Origin of the sequence: Flagellimonas oceanensis, assembly GCF_003992595.1 — a bacterium.
GTDB lineage: Bacteria > Bacteroidota > Bacteroidia > Flavobacteriales > Flavobacteriaceae > Flagellimonas > Flagellimonas oceanensis.
In genome coordinates this window covers 317,028-332,820 of the sequence record NZ_RZNA01000003.1, presented here as the reverse complement: position 1 = coordinate 332,820, position 15,793 = coordinate 317,028, and the positions used below count along the sequence as shown (strand labels likewise).

The window sequence follows — 15,793 nt, the reverse complement described above, 5'->3', positions numbered from 1 at the left end:
AAAAAAACACAATGAAACAAAAATTTGAGTATATTTTTATTGCCTTCTCCTTACTATTATTGACAAGTTGCTCCAGTAGCGACGACCCAAGTGTTGATGAAGAACGGCCTACGATCAACATTAATTATTCCGGTGGCTTTCCACAGGCTTGCGAAATCTTGGAAAGAGGCGAGAGCTATACGTTTAGGGCACAGGTTACCGATAATTTGGAGCTGGCGGCATATAGCGTGAACATTCATCACAATTTTGACCATCACACCCATGATGATCAAGGTGCAGAATGTGAATTGGAAGCGACCAAGGAAGCTGTAAATCCGATGATTTATATAGAAAATTTTGACATCCCAGATGGTTCCACAACATATGAGATCAATCTTTCGATAAACATCCCAGATGATGTTGACCCTGGGGACTACCATTGTTCCTTTTCGGTAACGGATGAGACCGGATGGCAAAGCAGAACCTCAGTGGATATCAAAATACAATAGCATTTTTTCACGGGATTGAGAATCATCCCAAAAATATTTACAGAGTTTCATTGTAGATTGGGGGCAGGATACGTTCTGTTCCCTTTCTTTTGAAAAACTCATTGGCCTACCAACCCTTTCATTTGCCTAAAGTTCCGTAATAAGTAAGGTTTCATAATATAATTGTCAATAAATGAGAAAGAAGGAATATTTACACCATTACCTCAGTTGGATGACTTTTTGTCTTGTCTTTAGCATGAATGCCCAGAACACTATTTCTTATGAAATATCACAGTTACCAGCGGCAACAATTTCAAAGAACAATGTTGAATTCAAAGATAGCTTAGACAATTCCACAAACCTGCCCATTGTCGTCATAAAGGGAAAAGAAGTAGGGAATACCTTAACCATATTGGCCGGTGTGCACGGTTATGAATATCCTCCCATTATAGCCGTTCAGGAATTCCTCAAAGAAATAGAACCTGAAAAACTAAAGGGCAATTTGATTGTGATCCCTATTGCCAACAAAGCTTCTTTTTATGGTAGGTCTCCTTTTAAAAACCCACAGGATGAGGTCAATCTCAATAATGCGTTCCCTGGCAAATTGGACGGCACTGTTACCGAACGGATTGCACATTACATTACGCAGAACATTATTCCAATTTCCGATGTTTTCTTGGACATCCATGGAGGGGATGCCAGTGAGGATTTGATTCCCTTTGTTTGCTATTATAATAACGAGGCCAAATCAAAAGCTACTGCAAATGCAAAACTTTTATCTGAGTCAAGTGGGTTCCCTAATATTGTTTCCTATCCGTACAACATAAAAGATAACGAACCAGCCAAATATGCCTTCAAACAAGCGGTGCAAGATGGTAAAATTGGTATTAGTTTTGAAGCAGGTGCATTGGGAAATGTACAAGAAGAGGCTGTTAGACTGAACAAAAATGGCATTTATCAGGTTCTTAAGCAATTGGAGATGTACCCTAGCGAAATTGACCTACCCAAAAAGCTAGTGAAATACAACAATCAGGCTTACATAAAGGTCCCTGTGACCGGGATACTTTATAGTGAATTGAGAGCAGGAGATACGGTTTACAAAGGACAAGTTATTGGGCATATAACCAACGAATACGGTGAAGTGCTTAAAAAAATCCGAACCCCTGAAACAGGTGCTATTTTATATAAAATCGGTACCCCGCCCGTAAACCAAGGAGAAACCCTAATGTGCATTGGAATACCCTTAGAATAATGGTGTGCGAATATAGATTACTCTTCTTTTTGGAATTTCCTTGATTCAATATTTGTACTGATAACATTCCACCATTACCCGTTTAAATCGCAATCAAAATTGCTTTAAGAGAGAAATTCTTCTATAGATTGTGTAGAACGATGAATAGAAACAAAAACAGACTGGATGTGAACTTTTGCGATTGATTTGTCTTTCATCATTTCAAATATACTTTAGGCAATATAAATTACACTTTTTGAAGTACTATATTAAACTTTGTCTTCTTGCTTTTTGCACGGCCTCCAACTTGTTATGGACCTGTAGCTTCTTATAAATATTCTCGATATGCTTCCTGACAGTACTGGGTGATAGAAAGAGATTTTTGGCGATTACGGTATAGCTTAGCCCTTCCGCCAGCTGTTCCAATACCTCCTTTTCACGGGAACTTAGCGAAATATCCTCTTCCTGCACGGATAGTGATTCCTGTTTCTCTGGGTACCGTAATAATTTGAGGGTCTTTACAGCGATTGAAGGGCTCATGGCGGCACCGCCACCAACGGTCTCGGTAATGGCATTGTACAACTTTTGTCCTTCAATTTCCTTGAGCAAATACCCATCGGCACCGGCCTGGATCGCATTGAAAATATTCTCATCATTATCAAAAACAGTAAGCATGAGCACCTTAATATGGGGATATTTCTGTTTTACGATACGAACTGTTTCGATGCCGTCCAAAACGGGCATTTCAATATCCATAAGGACCATATCCAAGTTATGCCTTTTTTCCAACTGGGCCAGCAGTTCACTTCCATTGTAGGCCAAGTACATGATTTCCAAATCCTCAAAATCGACCAATTTCTCTTTGATGGCCCGAGCCAAGAAGGTATTGTCGTCCACTATGGCCAGTTTGATCTTGCTCATGGTCTTCTAATTTTTTTTGTGTTAAAGACTTATTGCACTTACCCGCAATGTTACCTTTGTACCTTTACCGATTACACTTTCTTGATTAAAATCGATACCCGCTTTTTCGGCCCGGTTTCTCATAATATATAGTCCGTTCCCTGTTGACTCCTTTGACGTATTAAAGCCCAGACCAAAGTCTTCGATTGCAATCTGCACCGCATCTTCGGCTTCAAACCTGACCTCTATCAGTTCGCTGCCTGAATGTTTCACGGCATTATTAATGGATTCTTGAATGATCCTGAAAAGATTCATTCCCACAAATGCATTGAGCACTTTAGCGGTCGGATTCCCTTCGACTTTAACTCTCATTTCATCGTCCGTAGCTTCATGAATGGTAGCCGCCAATTGCTGCGTGCGCTCTTTGATGTCTTCCAAACTGATTTCATCCTTGTTCATGGCCCAGATGGTATCCCGAAGCTCGGAAATGGTGACAAGTGAAAACTGCTTCATTTGGGTAAGCTTTTCCATTAAGAACACCTCTCCCTTATCTATGCCCCTTTTGGCGGAATCGGTTATGGAGGTAAGGTATGTGAGCTGCGAACCTATATTATCGTGCAGGTCACGGGCAATCCGTAAACGTTGTTCCTTTAGGTTTTCTTGTGCCCGGGCCTCGGCCATAGCCTTCTCCAAAGCGGTTTCCCTTGCAAAGTTCCTCGCCTTAACCTTTTGCTCACGAAAAATCACAAAACCGACAATAAGCAGTATGGCCAAAAGAGCCCCACTGCCCATAAGCATACTGTTCCTATTTTTCAGGGCTAGCTCACCTTCGACCAGTGCGTTCTGTTGGCGAAGGATTTCGTTTTCCTTTTGTTCAGACTCGTACTTTTCCTTTAAGTTGAGAACTTCCTTGGCTCTTTCCAAACCTTGTAAACTATCGAGCAAGACCCCATGCTTTTCAAGGTAATTGTGGGCCATCTTATAGTTGCCCATGTTTTCACTTATTGAGGATAGTGTTTTTAGAATATCTACCTCGGCTAATGCCAGTCCATGTTGTAATGATTCATTTAGAGCTTCAGTTGCAATACTTTCAGCATCCGTAAACCTACCCTGTTGATTTAGTGTTTCTGCTATATCATTTTTTAAGTGAACTATTACATACCAATCACCTTTTTCCATTTGGATTTCCAAAGCTTGCTCGAAATATTCCCTCGCTTTGTCAAATTCCCTTAGACCTCTATAACCATGTCCTAAATTATATAGTGGTGAGGCGGATTCGAATTGAACACCTAGCGAATTAAACCCCTGATATGACTTTTCCGCATATTCAATTACCTTCGCATAATCCTCGAAATGCAAATAAACACTGGCCAGGTTATTGTATGTTAAAGCCTCATAGTAACCATGCCCCAAACGCTCATAAATTGCCAGTGCTTTATAAAAATATTCCTTGGAAAGTTCCCATTCATTTATGGCTTGGTACCTACTTCCCAGGTTATTAAAGCTTCCCGCAATCCAAATGGAGTCTTTTGAGGCTTCGAACTCTTCCAATGCATCCAATTGATAGGCAACGGACTTATCCACCTCCCCTGTTTTCTCATAGGCATTGGAAATATTGGTATAAAGTGCTCCAATGGCAAAATGATCCTGGGAGCTTTGTATGGCAGGCAATGCCTCGTTATAATATTTTAAAGCTTGGGCCATATTACCTTTTCCATTTGCCAAAATCCCATAAGACACCTTCATCCTTGCCTTAAGATATTCATTCTGTAGCTTCTCCGCCTCAGAATACGCCAACTTGGTATAGTACCACGCACTATCATAATCTATGGAGCGAAACTTCATCCCGATATCTTTCAAGACAAGAATCCTATCCTTACCTTCCTTGACTTCCAAGGTATCTTTCAACGCATTGATGGCTTGTTGAATATCCTGCGCCTCAACAGTATGTAAAGACATTAGGCCGAAAAGAAAAATGGGGATCAGGGTCTTCTGAAAAATGGTCATTAGAGAAAAAATGGTTGGTGCTTAAAACTAATCCAATTGATTATATAATTTAAGTTTTTCCAGAAAATTTAATTCGCTTTGTCCACCAACTTTTCGATAGTGGCATCCAAAAAGGATGTAATGGCCAGTTCTGCTCCTTTCTTATATGTTTCGGGGTCACATTTTACGACCGAGACATTTATGTCTTCCTTGTCCTCCACACGCCAGACGTGGAACACCCCAGCATCCATTCCTCTCCTGTCCACATCTGCTCCTTGGGAAGCATCGAATTTTTGCTTTTCAAGAACACCTTCGACCTCTACGCCACTTTTGGCGATCATTTGTCCGATATTGAACTTATTGTAACTTTTTGAATCAATCTTGAAATCGGTCTCTGCCTTTACCTGTGCATATCCGGCATGTCTGTTCAAGGCTCGTGTAGTTTCGCTCAATGCATTATCGAAAGCCAGTACGTTTAACACCACCTTATTGAATATAAAATCAGTTTTTTGATTGGATACTTTCATTTCGACTTGCTCTTCATAATTGGCTATTTTCAAGGGACCGGTCTTCTTATTTTCCATGGATTGCTTGTTCACAATAAATTTTTGACCGGTAGGACGCATCACAATGGCCCCGAACTCATCCCCTTTTTCCCCACCTTGACCTGACCTTAAATCCCATCGTTTTTCACGGTTTTTTTGATAGGTGCTATGGTTCCATAACTCTTCAATGGGAGCTATCTCAAATCCTTTGGAAACAAGGTCTGCCTTATATTGCTCAAAGAGCTTATCGGTTAGTTGCTGCAGCTCGTCCATATTGAGCCCATCCAATACCAAGGTCAAAGATGCCTTGGCATCGCCTTTTATTCCACCTCTCCAAAGTTTTCCACCTTTTTTCTTGTCCTCTAATTGAAGAGCTGTTTGGAAATTGACTTGAAAATCGGAAATAACAATTCTCTTAGGACTCTTTCTGAAATTCAAATTAGCAGGCCCCAACATTTTGATTTTAAAATCCTTGACATTTTGCGCATTGACCTGTGGCAAGACACACATTAGAATCAATAAAAAAGGAAATACAGATAAATTGACACGTTTCATACTATTGGTTTAAAGTTTTGAACAAACCTAGTCTCCCAATATCTTGGTTTCAATAGGGCAATTGTCGTAAAATGAAGGAATGGAATAGAATTGTTGGCATAGACGATAGCCAATTTCTGCTCTTTATTTAAAACGAGCATAGTTTGGCCATCAACTACAACAAGAATCACAAAATTATACAAAAGGGAATTTGGAGCAATGGCCAGTTGAACAAAGAGTTCTAAGTAGTAAATTTGCAGGGATGATCAAGCTTAGAAAATAAAAGGGTATTGACAACTGGCTCACCTTTAAAGGAATCCAAACTAGTTTATTTGAAAACGGATGAGAAGGATGCGATACCTGATTCATTTGAATACCCCCATTTCTACACACCAATTGCCATTGCCAAGAAGGCAGCGCAAGACCTTCAAAATAGATTAGAACAAAACTCACCGGAATTGGTGAGTCAACCAACAGGGCGCATGTTAGGGGTTCTCGTGGTTCGGACCAAAAACGGTAATCTTGGATATCTTAGTGCCTATTCGGGCGAACTTCAACCTCATCTTGAAATTTTACCTTTTGTACCTCCCGTTCATCAATTGCCAAAAGGTGAGGATTTTCCAGAAATGGCAGCTATCAATGCCATTAACGAAGAAGTTAGAGCGTTGGAAGAAAGTGAAGGTTTCATCTGGGCGAAGCAACACCTAAAAAAGATAACCAAAGAGATCAAAGAAAATATTCTGACTGCGAAGAAAGCGACAAAAAGAAGAAAATCGGAACGTGACAGACTTAGGCAAGCGTCCATTCACCTACCGGAAAAAGAACGCCAGCAGCTTTTGGAGGATTTGGCAAAACAAGGTGCCAATGAAGGAATGGACCTTAGGCGAATCACCCGTTCCGAGAACCTGCGGTTGGAAAAAGCAATAGCGGCCCATGAGGAGTTTGAAAAACGAATCGAATCGCTCAAAGCACTGCGTAAAGCCAAGTCCAACGAGTTACAGGAATCCATTTTTAAATCATTCATTTTTTTGAACGGGGAAGGAGAAGGCAAATCAGTTAAAACCGTATTTACCGATTTCGGCGTCGATGTACCACCGGCCGGTGCTGGGGAATGTGCTGCTCCTAAACTGTTTCAATACGCCTTTAAAAAAGGACTGAAACCTGTCGCACTAGCAGAGTTTTGGTGGGGACCTTCTCCCGATTCGAAAATACGGGAACATGGCAAGTTTTACCCGGCCTGCAAAGGTAAATGCCAACCTATTTTGGCTCATATGCTTAAAGGAGTAAAGGTAAAACCAAATCCCTTGTTGGAAAATTTTGGAGCAGGCAAGAAACTGGAAATATTGTTTGAAGACGAACATCTGGTTGTCGTAAATAAACCCACCGGTATGTTGTCCGTCCCGGGCAGGTACATTAAAGATTCTGTAAAATCCCGGATTCTGGAACAATATCCCAAAGCTAATGGCCCTTTAATTGTACATCGGCTTGATCAGGATACTTCTGGAATAATGATTGTTACGCTCTCCAAAAAAGTGAACAAGCTACTGCAGCAACAATTTTTAGAGCGTACCATTTGCAAAACCTATTTTGCAGTTCTGGAAAAACCTATTGCAGAAACCACTGGAGAGATATCGCTTCCCCTCATCTTGGATATTGATAACAGGCCAATGCAAATGGTAAACTACGAACATGGCAAACCAGCTTTGACTCGATTCGAGGTGGTAAAAAAGACAGCTCATCAAACTTTGATCAAATTGAACCCCATAACGGGACGTTCACATCAACTGCGCGTACATTGTGCCCATAAATTGGGATTGCATGTGCCAATCGTGGGAGATAATTTGTATGGCACCCCATCGGAGCGTCTTTGTCTGCATGCTCAGCAAATAGAATTTATACATCCTATTTCCAAGGAGGCAATGAAAATCAGTACAGAAGTGCCTTTTGATATTTGACGATCAGTAGCATTCGCCAACAAAGAAAACCTGGTTGATTGATTTTGATTGAAGAAAAGTAGCCCCGGCAAGAATCGAACTTGCATCTAAAGTTTAGGAAACTTCTATTCTATCCATTGAACTACGGGGCCATTCCATAAAATGGATTGCAAAAATAACGTTTTTGATGGATTTTTTACAAACTCAACAAGCTATTGTGCCGTATAAACATGACTATGCGCGTCTGGCTTCCTCTTCCTTCAAGATTTTCTCCAAATATGAACGTGATAAGGGCTTATCCACATAACCGGAAATCATACCGTTCTTTTTGGCTATGGTCCTATCTGAAGCATTGGCAAAGGCGGAAAGCACATATACACTGGGAAGTTCATGTTCCTTGAACAAATTCTTTAGGTTTTCCAAGAATTCCCAGCCGTTCATTCCATCCATGACAAGATCCAAAAAGATGATATCCGGCAACCTATCGTGTTCTTCAATGGAGCTAAAACAAGCTTGTATCCCCTCCTCACCACTGGAACAGGTAACAATATCAAAATTACCGTGGGATTGTTGTATGCAGTACCGAGTCGCAAATTGCGACACCAGGTCATCGTCTATGATAAACGTAGTTAACTTCATGTAGGGACTATTATGTAAGTTTGGGACAGCCAAAGCTATACGCTAGCCCGCAATGAACCATTCATTTTCGTTGTTTGGCCCAAAATACCGTTGAGTCAACCTCAATGCGGCAATTTACCCCTAACAACACCATACACAAGAGCACCTAACACCGCGCCAATCAGCACAATAACTATGGGCCAGTAACCAGCTCCCACCAAAATATAGATCGGTCCAGGGCATGCTCCGGCCAAAGCCCATCCCAATCCGAACAAGGTACCTCCCAAAATATATCGGGCAAACGATTTTTCCTTGTCAGGTATGCTGATGATTTCCCCGGAAAAGGATTTTATTTTGAATTTCTTGATACAAAGCACTAACACGATACCCAATGCCAAAGCAGAACCTATGATGCCGTACATGTGGAATGAATCGAACTGAAACATTTCATAAATCCTGAACCACGAAGCCGCTTCGGACTTATAAAGTACAATCCCCAAAAATGTTCCCAAAACAATGTATACTATATTTTTCATGCTGTAAAAATTAAGGGAAACAATAGGTGGACCATGATCAAGCCGCCAATAAAAAATCCGATGACAGCAATCAAAGAGGGTCGCTGTAAGTTGCTCAAACCGGAAATAGCGTGTCCAGAAGTACATCCGCCAGCATAGCGGGTTCCAAAACCAACCAAAAATCCGGCGACTAGAAGTATAATCCACACTTTAGGGTCCGATAACGACTCCATACTGAAAAGTTCCGTGGGCAAATAGGCAGTTCCGGCACTATCAAAACCGAGGTTCTGGAGCTTTGCCACCGTTTTTACCGAGATATCCACCGAAGGATTGGGAGATAACCAATGCGCCCCAAGAAATCCACCGATCATGGAACCAAGGACTACCAAAAGGTTCCATCGCTTGGATTTCACATCCACTTTGAAGTAATCAGTGAACTTGCCTGCCCCACCAATGGAGCAAAAAGTCTCTAAGTTGGAGGACATTCCGAATCGTTTACCCATTAAAATGAGTAAAGCCATGATAATGGCAATAAGTGGGCCCGATACATACCAAGGCCAAGGTTGATAAAGCATTTTCGTGAGGTTTTGGACAAAGGTCACGAAAATGCCTTAAATAACAAACTAATGGGTGTTAGCAGCAATCCTTATCTGAATCGGGAACCCCGAATTTCTTTAGGATGTCCTCCAACAAACACCACTTGGTCAAAGATGATTGCAACAAATTGGCACCCACAAATGCAGTAAACCACAACCAGTTGATGTTCACATAAATGGCCAAGGCCAAACTGATCAGGATAAACGTTCCTGCAACACCTCTTACAATTCTATTTTTCATTCTGATTTTTTTTTAAACGGTTCTTTCAATGGGTATTTCAACTGCCCTGATCGGGTTGGTGGTCTCGCTGTTTTCGTTGAATTGTTTTATCAGTTTGAACAATTCCGTCACTTTTTCTTCTTCCGTAAATGAGAAGAACATATTGGATGCCGCCCCACCTTTTTCACTAGGGAACCAGCTGCTTGTGTACATCAATGGGGCTGCACTTTTGTATCCGTCAATGTCGGATTCGCTAAAACTTTCCACGCCAGCCTTCTTAAAGAGCTTGAAAACCTCACTTTTATATTCTTCAACTGTGGTAACGATGATCATTTTCATTTCATTTGTAGTTTTTTCGTTCAATCATGTAATAAACCAGTGGCACGACCAATAGCGTCAAAACGGTGGACACTATGGTTCCTCCCATAAGTGATATGGCCAATCCCTGGAAAATGGGATCGAACAAAATCACGAAGGCTCCAATGACCACGGTTCCCGCGGTCAATAAAATGGGCGTGGTACGCACGGCACCCGCTTCTATCACGGCCTGCTTCAATGGAATATCCTCCTTGAGCCTCAAGTTCACGAAGTCTATCAGCAATACCGAGTTCCGCACCATAATACCTGCCAGCGCAATCATACCGATAAAGGATGTTGCGGTAAAGAATGCCCCTAACAACCAATGCCCTAATACAATCCCGATCAAGGACAATGGTATGGCCACCATCATGACCATGGGTGCTTTAAAGTTTTGGAACCATCCTACAATAAGCATGTAGATGATTACAATCACGCCCATGAAGGCAATTCCCAGATCACGGAACACCTCCAAGGTAATCTGCCATTCCCCATCCCATTTTACGGTATAGTCATCCTCAAATTGGGGCTGTTCCATGTAGAGTTCATTAATGGAATACCCTTTGGGCAAATCCAGTTGATTCAACTTGTCCGTCATACCCAAAATGGCATACACGGGACTTTCCAATTCTCCGGCCATATCGGACATTACGTACACTACTCTTTTTTGATTCTTCCTGTAGATGCTCTTCGCCTTGACGCCCTCCTTTACCTGAACCAAATCCCCAACGGAGACCATATTCCCCTGTTGGGTGGCTATCTTCAATTGTTTGATTTCTTCCAAGCTGGATTTGTCCTTATCACTTACGGAGAGAACAATACCGATCTGATCAAAAGCATCTTCCCGGTAGATATGTGATACGGGCTGTTCGCGGAAAGCCATGGCCATTACCTGAACAATTTGTTGAGGGGTAACCCCGTAAAGCATGGCTTTTTCCTTATCGATCACAAAATCGTACTCCACTTGGTCATCCTCGACCATCCAGTCCACATCCACCACATCGGTAGTATTGTTCAAGATGCCCTTTACCTTATCGGCCAAAGCAATCTGCTTGTCGTAATCCGGCCCATACACCTCAGCTACGATGGTAGAAAGTACGGGGGGTCCCGGTGGCACCTCAACAATTTTGATGTTGGCTTGGTACTTTTTACCCAATTCCTGAATCTTGGGCCTGAGCAATTTGGCAATATCATGACTTTGTTCGCTCCTGTCGTGCTTATCAACCAGATTGACCTGGATATCGGCCATATTGCTACCACCACGCAGGTCGTAGTGCCTTACCAGACCATTGAAGGTTATCGGTGCAGAGGTTCCCACATATGTCTGATAATTGACCACTTCGGGCCGAGTGGAGAGATAGGCTCCTATTTCCTTGGTCACAGCAGATGTTCTTTCCAATGTGGTTCCTTCAGGAAGGTCTATGACCACCTGAAACTCGTTCTTATTATCAAAAGGCAACATTTTTACCGCTACCGATTTGGTAAAGAACATGGCTACGGAGGCAATCAACAAAAAGAAGGTAATCCCCAAGAATAGCCATCTCTTTTTGCCGCTCTCGATCAAGGGCCTTTCAAATCGCTCGTAAGCCTTATAAATAAACGTATCCTTGATTTCGACAGCCTCCTTTTCCTTTTTCTTCTTTTTATCCTTCTCCCTTAAAAAGATGTATCCCAAATACGGGGTTATGGTCAACGCCACGAACAAGGATAGCAGCATCGCGATTGAAGCTCCAATGGGCATAGGTGACATATAGGGGCCCATCAAACCGGATACGAAGGCCATGGGCAATACGGATGCAATTACCGTGAACGTTGCCAAAATGGTAGGGTTACCTACCTCGTTGATGGCGTAAATAGCGGCATCCTTGAACGGTAAGCGTTTCATTTTAAAGTGGCGGTGCATGTTCTCCGCAATAATAATGGAGTCGTCCACCACGATACCTGTTACAAACACCAAAGCAAACAGGGTAATCCGGTTCAAGGTGTAATCCAGCATATAGTAGCTGAGCAAGGTCAATGCAAAGGTTATGGGCACTGAAAGGAATACCACCAATCCACCTCGCCATCCCATGGCCAACATGACCACAAAGGTTACTGCGATAATCGCCCCAATCAAGTGCATCAACAACTCCGATACTTTTTGGGAAGCGGTTTCGCCATAGTTCCGGGTCACTTCGACCTTAACTTCATCCGGAATCAAAGTGGTTTTTAAGTGGTCTACTTTTTCCAACACCACGTCGGCAATTTTCATGGCATCCGCCCCTTTGCGCTTGGCAATGGAAATGGTTACCGCTGGGTATTCCGATCTATATTCGGTTGCTTTTTCGCTGGCCGCTCCAAATCCAAGGGAAACATAGTTTTTTGGTAATTCCGGGCCATCCAGAACAGTGGCCACTTGCTTTAAATAGACGGGCTGACCTTGTCTGGTTCCCACGATCAGATTCTCCAGATCTTCCTGTGTTTTCAAAAAGTTTCCAGTGCTGATGTGGAACTCCGTATCGTTGGACAGGAAGTTACCTGCATCCATCTGCTGGTTGTTGGCCTTGATCATTTGGGCCACGGCCAACATATCTATCCCTGATTCCGCCATCTTATCCTTGTCCACCACCACGCGAAGTTGGGGACTACGCCCGCCTATCTTCTTGGTAATCGAAACCCCGTTGACCTTTTCTATCTCGTTGATGAGCTCTCCCGAAATCTGTCGCAACTGGAAATCATCGTACTCCTCGCTCCAAAGTGTCAACGCCAGCATGGGCACATCATCAATGGCCCTGGTTTTTACCAATGGCATGGTAACACCTTCTGGCATCTGGTCCATATGCTTGTTGATCTCGTCGTACAAACGCACCAAGGACCTTTCGATATCCTCTCCCACGTAGAACTGTACAATGGCCATCCCCTGTTCTTGCATAGAGGTGGTGTACACATACTCTACGCCCTTAATGTTCGATATGATTTTCTCCAGTGGTTTTGTGATCCGGGATTCCACCTCGGTCGGGCTGGCCCCTGGATATCCCACAAATATGTCCGCCATGGGCACATCTATCTGTGGTTCCTCTTCCCTTGGGATAAGGAAGGAACTGTACACCCCAATGACCATGAATACGATCATTAGGAGCACCGTTAGTTTGGAGCTGATAAACCCTTTGGCTATTTTTCCTGCAAGTCCGTCTTTCATCATTAGCTTTTTTGGGTTATTGAATACTTACTTTAGCTCCATTGTACAGCTTTCCTTCGGCCGATACGATGTACTGGTCCCCTATGGACAAACCGGACAACACTTCCACTTCGTTTCCGAAGTTCTCGCCCAATCGCAACCAGCGCAACAAGGCCACATTGTCCTGCCCCAGGGTATAAACACCTGTTAGTTGGCCCTTATGCACCAAGGCTTCGGACGGAACGGTAACAACTGTTTTACCGTCGCTCTCCTTTTCCGCCTCGAGCCTAACAGTGGCATACATACCTGACAAAATCTTGGCTTCTGTTTTATCCAACAAAACCTTCATTATATATTGTCCGCCCGTGTTTTGGGCAGACGCGCTCAATTCGGACACTTTTCCTGTGATCGTGGTATCCAATGCTTTTACCGATATGTGAGCTTTGGTTCCCACTTCGATGGCCGAAATGTTGTTCTCGGCAACTTTCGCCTCCACTTCGAATCCACCAGGGGATTCCATTGACACCAACGGAACACCAGGGTTGGCCATATCGCCCTCATCGATATATGTATTGGTTACCACTCCACTAAAAGGCGCCCTAATGTTCGCATAGGCAAATTGGGAGTTCACTTCGTTCTTCATCTGGTTCGCTGCTTCCAACCTTGCTTTTGCCATTTCGTAGCGTGCAGTCATGTCATCCAACTCCTTTTGTGAAGCACTGTTTTCGTTAAAAAGGTTTTGGAACCGTTCATAATCTTTCTTGGCATTGTTAAACGCCACCTGTGCTTCGGTAATGGAGGCTTCCACTTGTGCTTTTTTGGCGCGTAGGTCCACATTGTTGATGGAAATAAGAAGGTCTCCCTTTCTCACATTCTGACCTATTTTAACGGGAAGTGATTCCACATGGCCCATCATTCTAGTGCTTAGAGTAGCGCTGTTCACGGCTCTAATCTGACCACTTCCTGCCAAAATGGTCGAGCTATCGCCGGTATCCACATCAGCAACGGTTACCGGAACCGCTTCTGTGCTATCCACAGTTTGTTTTTCGTCACTTCCACAGGCCATCAGGAAGAATCCCAAGGATGCTGTTAGTATGAAACTCTTATATATCGTAGTGTTTTTCATCTTGCAATTATTCTTTGGTTAAAAATGTTAATAAGGATTGTGCCTGATTGTATTCAAAAATGGTCTGATAGTACGCCAATTGCTTTTCGGCATAAGTGGCTTCGGCCATTAATAAATCGGTTGTTTTTTCCAAACCCTCTTTGAATCTGTTGGTGCGTATCCTTAATGACTCTTCGGATTGCTCCATAGCCAATTTTGAGGTCTGGATCCTGCCTTCGGCATCTTCGACCATCCGCTTGGTGCGTTGAAGCTCCATAGTACTTTTGGCGACGTACTGTTCATATTCCTGTTTCGCTTTTTCATAACTTGTTTTGCTCTTTCCCGCTTTGGCAAAGCGTTGGGATCCTTTAAAAACATCCCAGCTCAAACTTGCCCCGATAATGTATCCTTTGGCATCAGCCCTAAAAATTTGGTCATCGTACATTTCGTAGCTGGCAAAGGCATTCAACCTAGGCAAAAAGGTCATGTTATCCGCCTTCATATTGGCCTTGTAAGCTTCGGACACCAAATCCATGGCCTTCACATCCGCCCTGTTTTCCAAAGCACCTTCTGTTGTTTGGCCAAGATTGTCCGGAACCAGTTCTTCTGATGGTTCGTAGACCACATTACCTTGCTCATTCATTAAAAAAGCCAAATAGTCCGATGCGTTTTGAACGTTGCTCTTGGCCGTTTTCAATTGGTCGGAAACCTCTGTGACCCGAACCTTCACTTCCAGTAGATCCGCTTTTTGAAGCAGCCCTTGGTCATAACTGTTCTGTGCCATGTTCAAATTGGAGTTGGCCGCTTCTTGGGCTTTTTGCAACACAGCTACAGCCCTGTGGGCCAATTGCAATTGGCCGTATGCCTTTTGGGCTTCAAAATCCAGATAATCCCTGGTTCGCATCGCTTGGAGTTCCTTGGCCTCCATAGTGGTCCTGGCCGCTTTGCGCTGATAGAGCCCATCCAAATTGATCAAGGGCTGTTCCACCGAGACTTTGGTTGCATAGTTCTCGATCTGATCGGGATCGTTCAACAGGGCAGGGTTAAAATCCGCTTGGGTCAAGATCTCCTGGTTCAGTTTGGAACCGAAAGCCATCAATGGGTTTGTGGTCGCCATTCCTGTATGCGACACAGCGATCTGTGGCAAAAAAATGGAATTGGAGAACCTATAGTCATATTTCGCCATCTTGGCTTCCTGCTCGGAAACCTTTATACTGGCGTTGGACTCCTGCACCTTGGCCAGGACATCCGCTAAGGAAATCTTGACATGGTCTTGGGCAAACAATTGCCCCTGGGTCCATATTAGAATTGTGATAATTAAAATCCGTTTCATCTACTTATTCAATTTGAAGCAAAAATAGATTTGGTCGTACACCTGCACAGTAACCTTGGTTACTGAGAAGATTTCAAAAAAAACACCTCAATACGAAGATATCCTAACAAAGTAAGTCCGTATTGAGGTGTTCTACAATGATGAAAGTCAGCGACTAAGCATTTCGGGTCCCCCCGTGCCCGCCTGCCACCACAATCAATACCTTAATGCTCAAATAAATGAACTTAAAGAACTGGATAATGGGATTCATCATCATAAATCGTTTGTATTTTGAGATTCTTCGTGTCATAACTTT

The 15,793-nt window shown here is 43.1% G+C and carries 15 protein-coding genes and 1 tRNA gene; 3 read left to right on the top strand and 13 right to left on the bottom strand.

Annotated features, from left to right (window positions below; all coding sequences use genetic code 11):
- Window positions 1–11: 11 nt before the first annotated feature.
- Entirely contained in the window at window positions 12–488 is a 477-nt protein-coding gene (locus EO132_RS01585) for a DUF4625 domain-containing protein (protein ID WP_127136283.1), read from the top strand.
- 172 nt (window positions 489–660) lie between these two features.
- A complete protein-coding gene (locus tag EO132_RS01580; protein ID WP_127136282.1) occupies window positions 661–1,719 on the top strand; it encodes a succinylglutamate desuccinylase/aspartoacylase family protein in 1,059 nt (352 codons plus the stop codon).
- A 243-nt stretch (window positions 1,720–1,962) separates the two neighbouring features.
- Here the strand turns inward: EO132_RS01580 and EO132_RS01575 are convergent, their stop codons facing one another.
- The 3 genes from EO132_RS01575 to EO132_RS01565 form a co-directional block, all read right to left on the bottom strand.
- Window positions 1,963–2,619 (bottom strand): response regulator, encoded by a 657-nt coding sequence (locus tag EO132_RS01575; protein ID WP_127136281.1) that lies wholly within the window; start codon window positions 2,617–2,619, stop codon window positions 1,963–1,965.
- A 21-nt stretch (window positions 2,620–2,640) separates the two neighbouring features.
- A complete protein-coding gene (locus tag EO132_RS01570; protein WP_127136280.1) occupies window positions 2,641–4,605 on the bottom strand; it encodes a tetratricopeptide repeat-containing sensor histidine kinase in 1,965 nt (654 codons plus the stop codon).
- A gap of 68 nt (window positions 4,606–4,673) precedes the next feature.
- Window positions 4,674–5,684 carry a hypothetical protein gene (locus tag EO132_RS01565; protein ID WP_127136279.1) on the bottom strand — a complete coding sequence of 337 codons (1,011 nt, stop codon included), beginning with the start codon at window positions 5,682–5,684 and terminating at the stop codon, window positions 4,674–4,676.
- Between the two features lie 311 nt (window positions 5,685–5,995).
- On the opposite strand from EO132_RS01565, the gene EO132_RS01560 reads away from it, so the two are divergent.
- Window positions 5,996–7,618, top strand: a complete 1,623-nt coding sequence (locus tag EO132_RS01560; protein ID WP_127136278.1) for an RluA family pseudouridine synthase — start codon at window positions 5,996–5,998, stop codon at window positions 7,616–7,618.
- A 59-nt stretch (window positions 7,619–7,677) separates the two neighbouring features.
- Here the strand turns inward: EO132_RS01560 and EO132_RS01555 are convergent.
- The 10 genes from EO132_RS01555 to EO132_RS19655 all read right to left on the bottom strand — a co-directional run bounded on the left by EO132_RS01555 (window position 7,678) and on the right by EO132_RS19655 (window position 15,787).
- A tRNA-Arg gene (locus tag EO132_RS01555) sits at window positions 7,678–7,749 on the bottom strand.
- An 82-nt stretch (window positions 7,750–7,831) separates the two neighbouring features.
- The gene (locus EO132_RS01550) at window positions 7,832–8,236 is read right to left on the bottom strand and encodes a response regulator (protein WP_127136277.1); all 405 of its coding nucleotides are present in this window, start codon (window positions 8,234–8,236) and stop codon (window positions 7,832–7,834) included.
- 101 nt (window positions 8,237–8,337) lie between these two features.
- The gene (locus EO132_RS01545) at window positions 8,338–8,751 is read right to left on the bottom strand and encodes a YeeE/YedE family protein (protein ID WP_127136276.1); all 414 of its coding nucleotides are present in this window, start codon (window positions 8,749–8,751) and stop codon (window positions 8,338–8,340) included.
- The gene (locus tag EO132_RS01540; RefSeq protein ID WP_127136275.1) at window positions 8,748–9,305 is read right to left on the bottom strand and encodes a YeeE/YedE family protein; all 558 of its coding nucleotides are present in this window, start codon (window positions 9,303–9,305) and stop codon (window positions 8,748–8,750) included. The genes EO132_RS01545 and EO132_RS01540 overlap by 4 nt, the downstream gene beginning before the upstream one ends.
- A gap of 58 nt (window positions 9,306–9,363) precedes the next feature.
- Window positions 9,364–9,567, bottom strand: a complete 204-nt coding sequence (locus tag EO132_RS01535) for a YgaP family membrane protein (RefSeq protein ID WP_127136274.1) — start codon at window positions 9,565–9,567, stop codon at window positions 9,364–9,366.
- 12 nt (window positions 9,568–9,579) lie between these two features.
- Window positions 9,580–9,885 carry a hypothetical protein gene (locus tag EO132_RS01530; protein WP_127136273.1) on the bottom strand — a complete coding sequence of 102 codons (306 nt, stop codon included), beginning with the start codon at window positions 9,883–9,885 and terminating at the stop codon, window positions 9,580–9,582.
- A gap of 1 nt (window position 9,886) precedes the next feature.
- Window positions 9,887–13,081, bottom strand: coding sequence for an efflux RND transporter permease subunit (locus EO132_RS01525; protein WP_127136307.1), 3,195 nt, complete (start codon window positions 13,079–13,081; stop codon window positions 9,887–9,889).
- Window positions 13,082–13,097: 16 nt separating this feature from the next.
- Window positions 13,098–14,186, bottom strand: coding sequence for an efflux RND transporter periplasmic adaptor subunit (locus EO132_RS01520; RefSeq protein WP_127136272.1), 1,089 nt, complete (start codon window positions 14,184–14,186; stop codon window positions 13,098–13,100).
- Between the two features lie 7 nt (window positions 14,187–14,193).
- Window positions 14,194–15,498, bottom strand: a complete 1,305-nt coding sequence (locus EO132_RS01515; RefSeq protein WP_127136271.1) for a TolC family protein — start codon at window positions 15,496–15,498, stop codon at window positions 14,194–14,196.
- A gap of 154 nt (window positions 15,499–15,652) precedes the next feature.
- Window positions 15,653–15,787, bottom strand: coding sequence for a hypothetical protein (locus tag EO132_RS19655; RefSeq protein WP_255307398.1), 135 nt, complete (start codon window positions 15,785–15,787; stop codon window positions 15,653–15,655).
- Between the last annotated feature and the right edge of the window lie 6 nt (window positions 15,788–15,793).

What these genes read in the sequence shown, in the direction of transcription:
- EO132_RS01585 (WP_127136283.1), top strand. Translation starts at nt 12, where the DNA reads ATGAAACAAAAATTTGAGTATATTTTTATTGCCTTCTCCTTACTATTA.
- EO132_RS01580 (WP_127136282.1), top strand. Translation starts at nt 661, where the DNA reads ATGAGAAAGAAGGAATATTTACACCATTACCTCAGTTGGATGACTTTT.
- EO132_RS01575 (WP_127136281.1), bottom strand. Translation starts at nt 2,619, where the DNA reads ATGAGCAAGATCAAACTGGCCATAGTGGACGACAATACCTTCTTGGCT.
- EO132_RS01570 (WP_127136280.1), bottom strand. Translation starts at nt 4,605, where the DNA reads ATGACCATTTTTCAGAAGACCCTGATCCCCATTTTTCTTTTCGGCCTA.
- EO132_RS01565 (WP_127136279.1), bottom strand. Translation starts at nt 5,684, where the DNA reads ATGAAACGTGTCAATTTATCTGTATTTCCTTTTTTATTGATTCTAATG.
- EO132_RS01550 (WP_127136277.1), bottom strand. Translation starts at nt 8,236, where the DNA reads ATGAAGTTAACTACGTTTATCATAGACGATGACCTGGTGTCGCAATTT.
- EO132_RS01545 (WP_127136276.1), bottom strand. Translation starts at nt 8,751, where the DNA reads ATGAAAAATATAGTATACATTGTTTTGGGAACATTTTTGGGGATTGTA.
- EO132_RS01540 (WP_127136275.1), bottom strand. Translation starts at nt 9,305, where the DNA reads ATGCTTTATCAACCTTGGCCTTGGTATGTATCGGGCCCACTTATTGCC.
- EO132_RS01535 (WP_127136274.1), bottom strand. Translation starts at nt 9,567, where the DNA reads ATGAAAAATAGAATTGTAAGAGGTGTTGCAGGAACGTTTATCCTGATC.
- EO132_RS01530 (WP_127136273.1), bottom strand. Translation starts at nt 9,885, where the DNA reads ATGAAAATGATCATCGTTACCACAGTTGAAGAATATAAAAGTGAGGTT.
- EO132_RS01525 (WP_127136307.1), bottom strand. Translation starts at nt 13,081, where the DNA reads ATGAAAGACGGACTTGCAGGAAAAATAGCCAAAGGGTTTATCAGCTCC.
- EO132_RS01520 (WP_127136272.1), bottom strand. Translation starts at nt 14,186, where the DNA reads ATGAAAAACACTACGATATATAAGAGTTTCATACTAACAGCATCCTTG.
- EO132_RS01515 (WP_127136271.1), bottom strand. Translation starts at nt 15,498, where the DNA reads ATGAAACGGATTTTAATTATCACAATTCTAATATGGACCCAGGGGCAA.
- EO132_RS19655 (WP_255307398.1), bottom strand. Translation starts at nt 15,787, where the DNA reads ATGACACGAAGAATCTCAAAATACAAACGATTTATGATGATGAATCCC.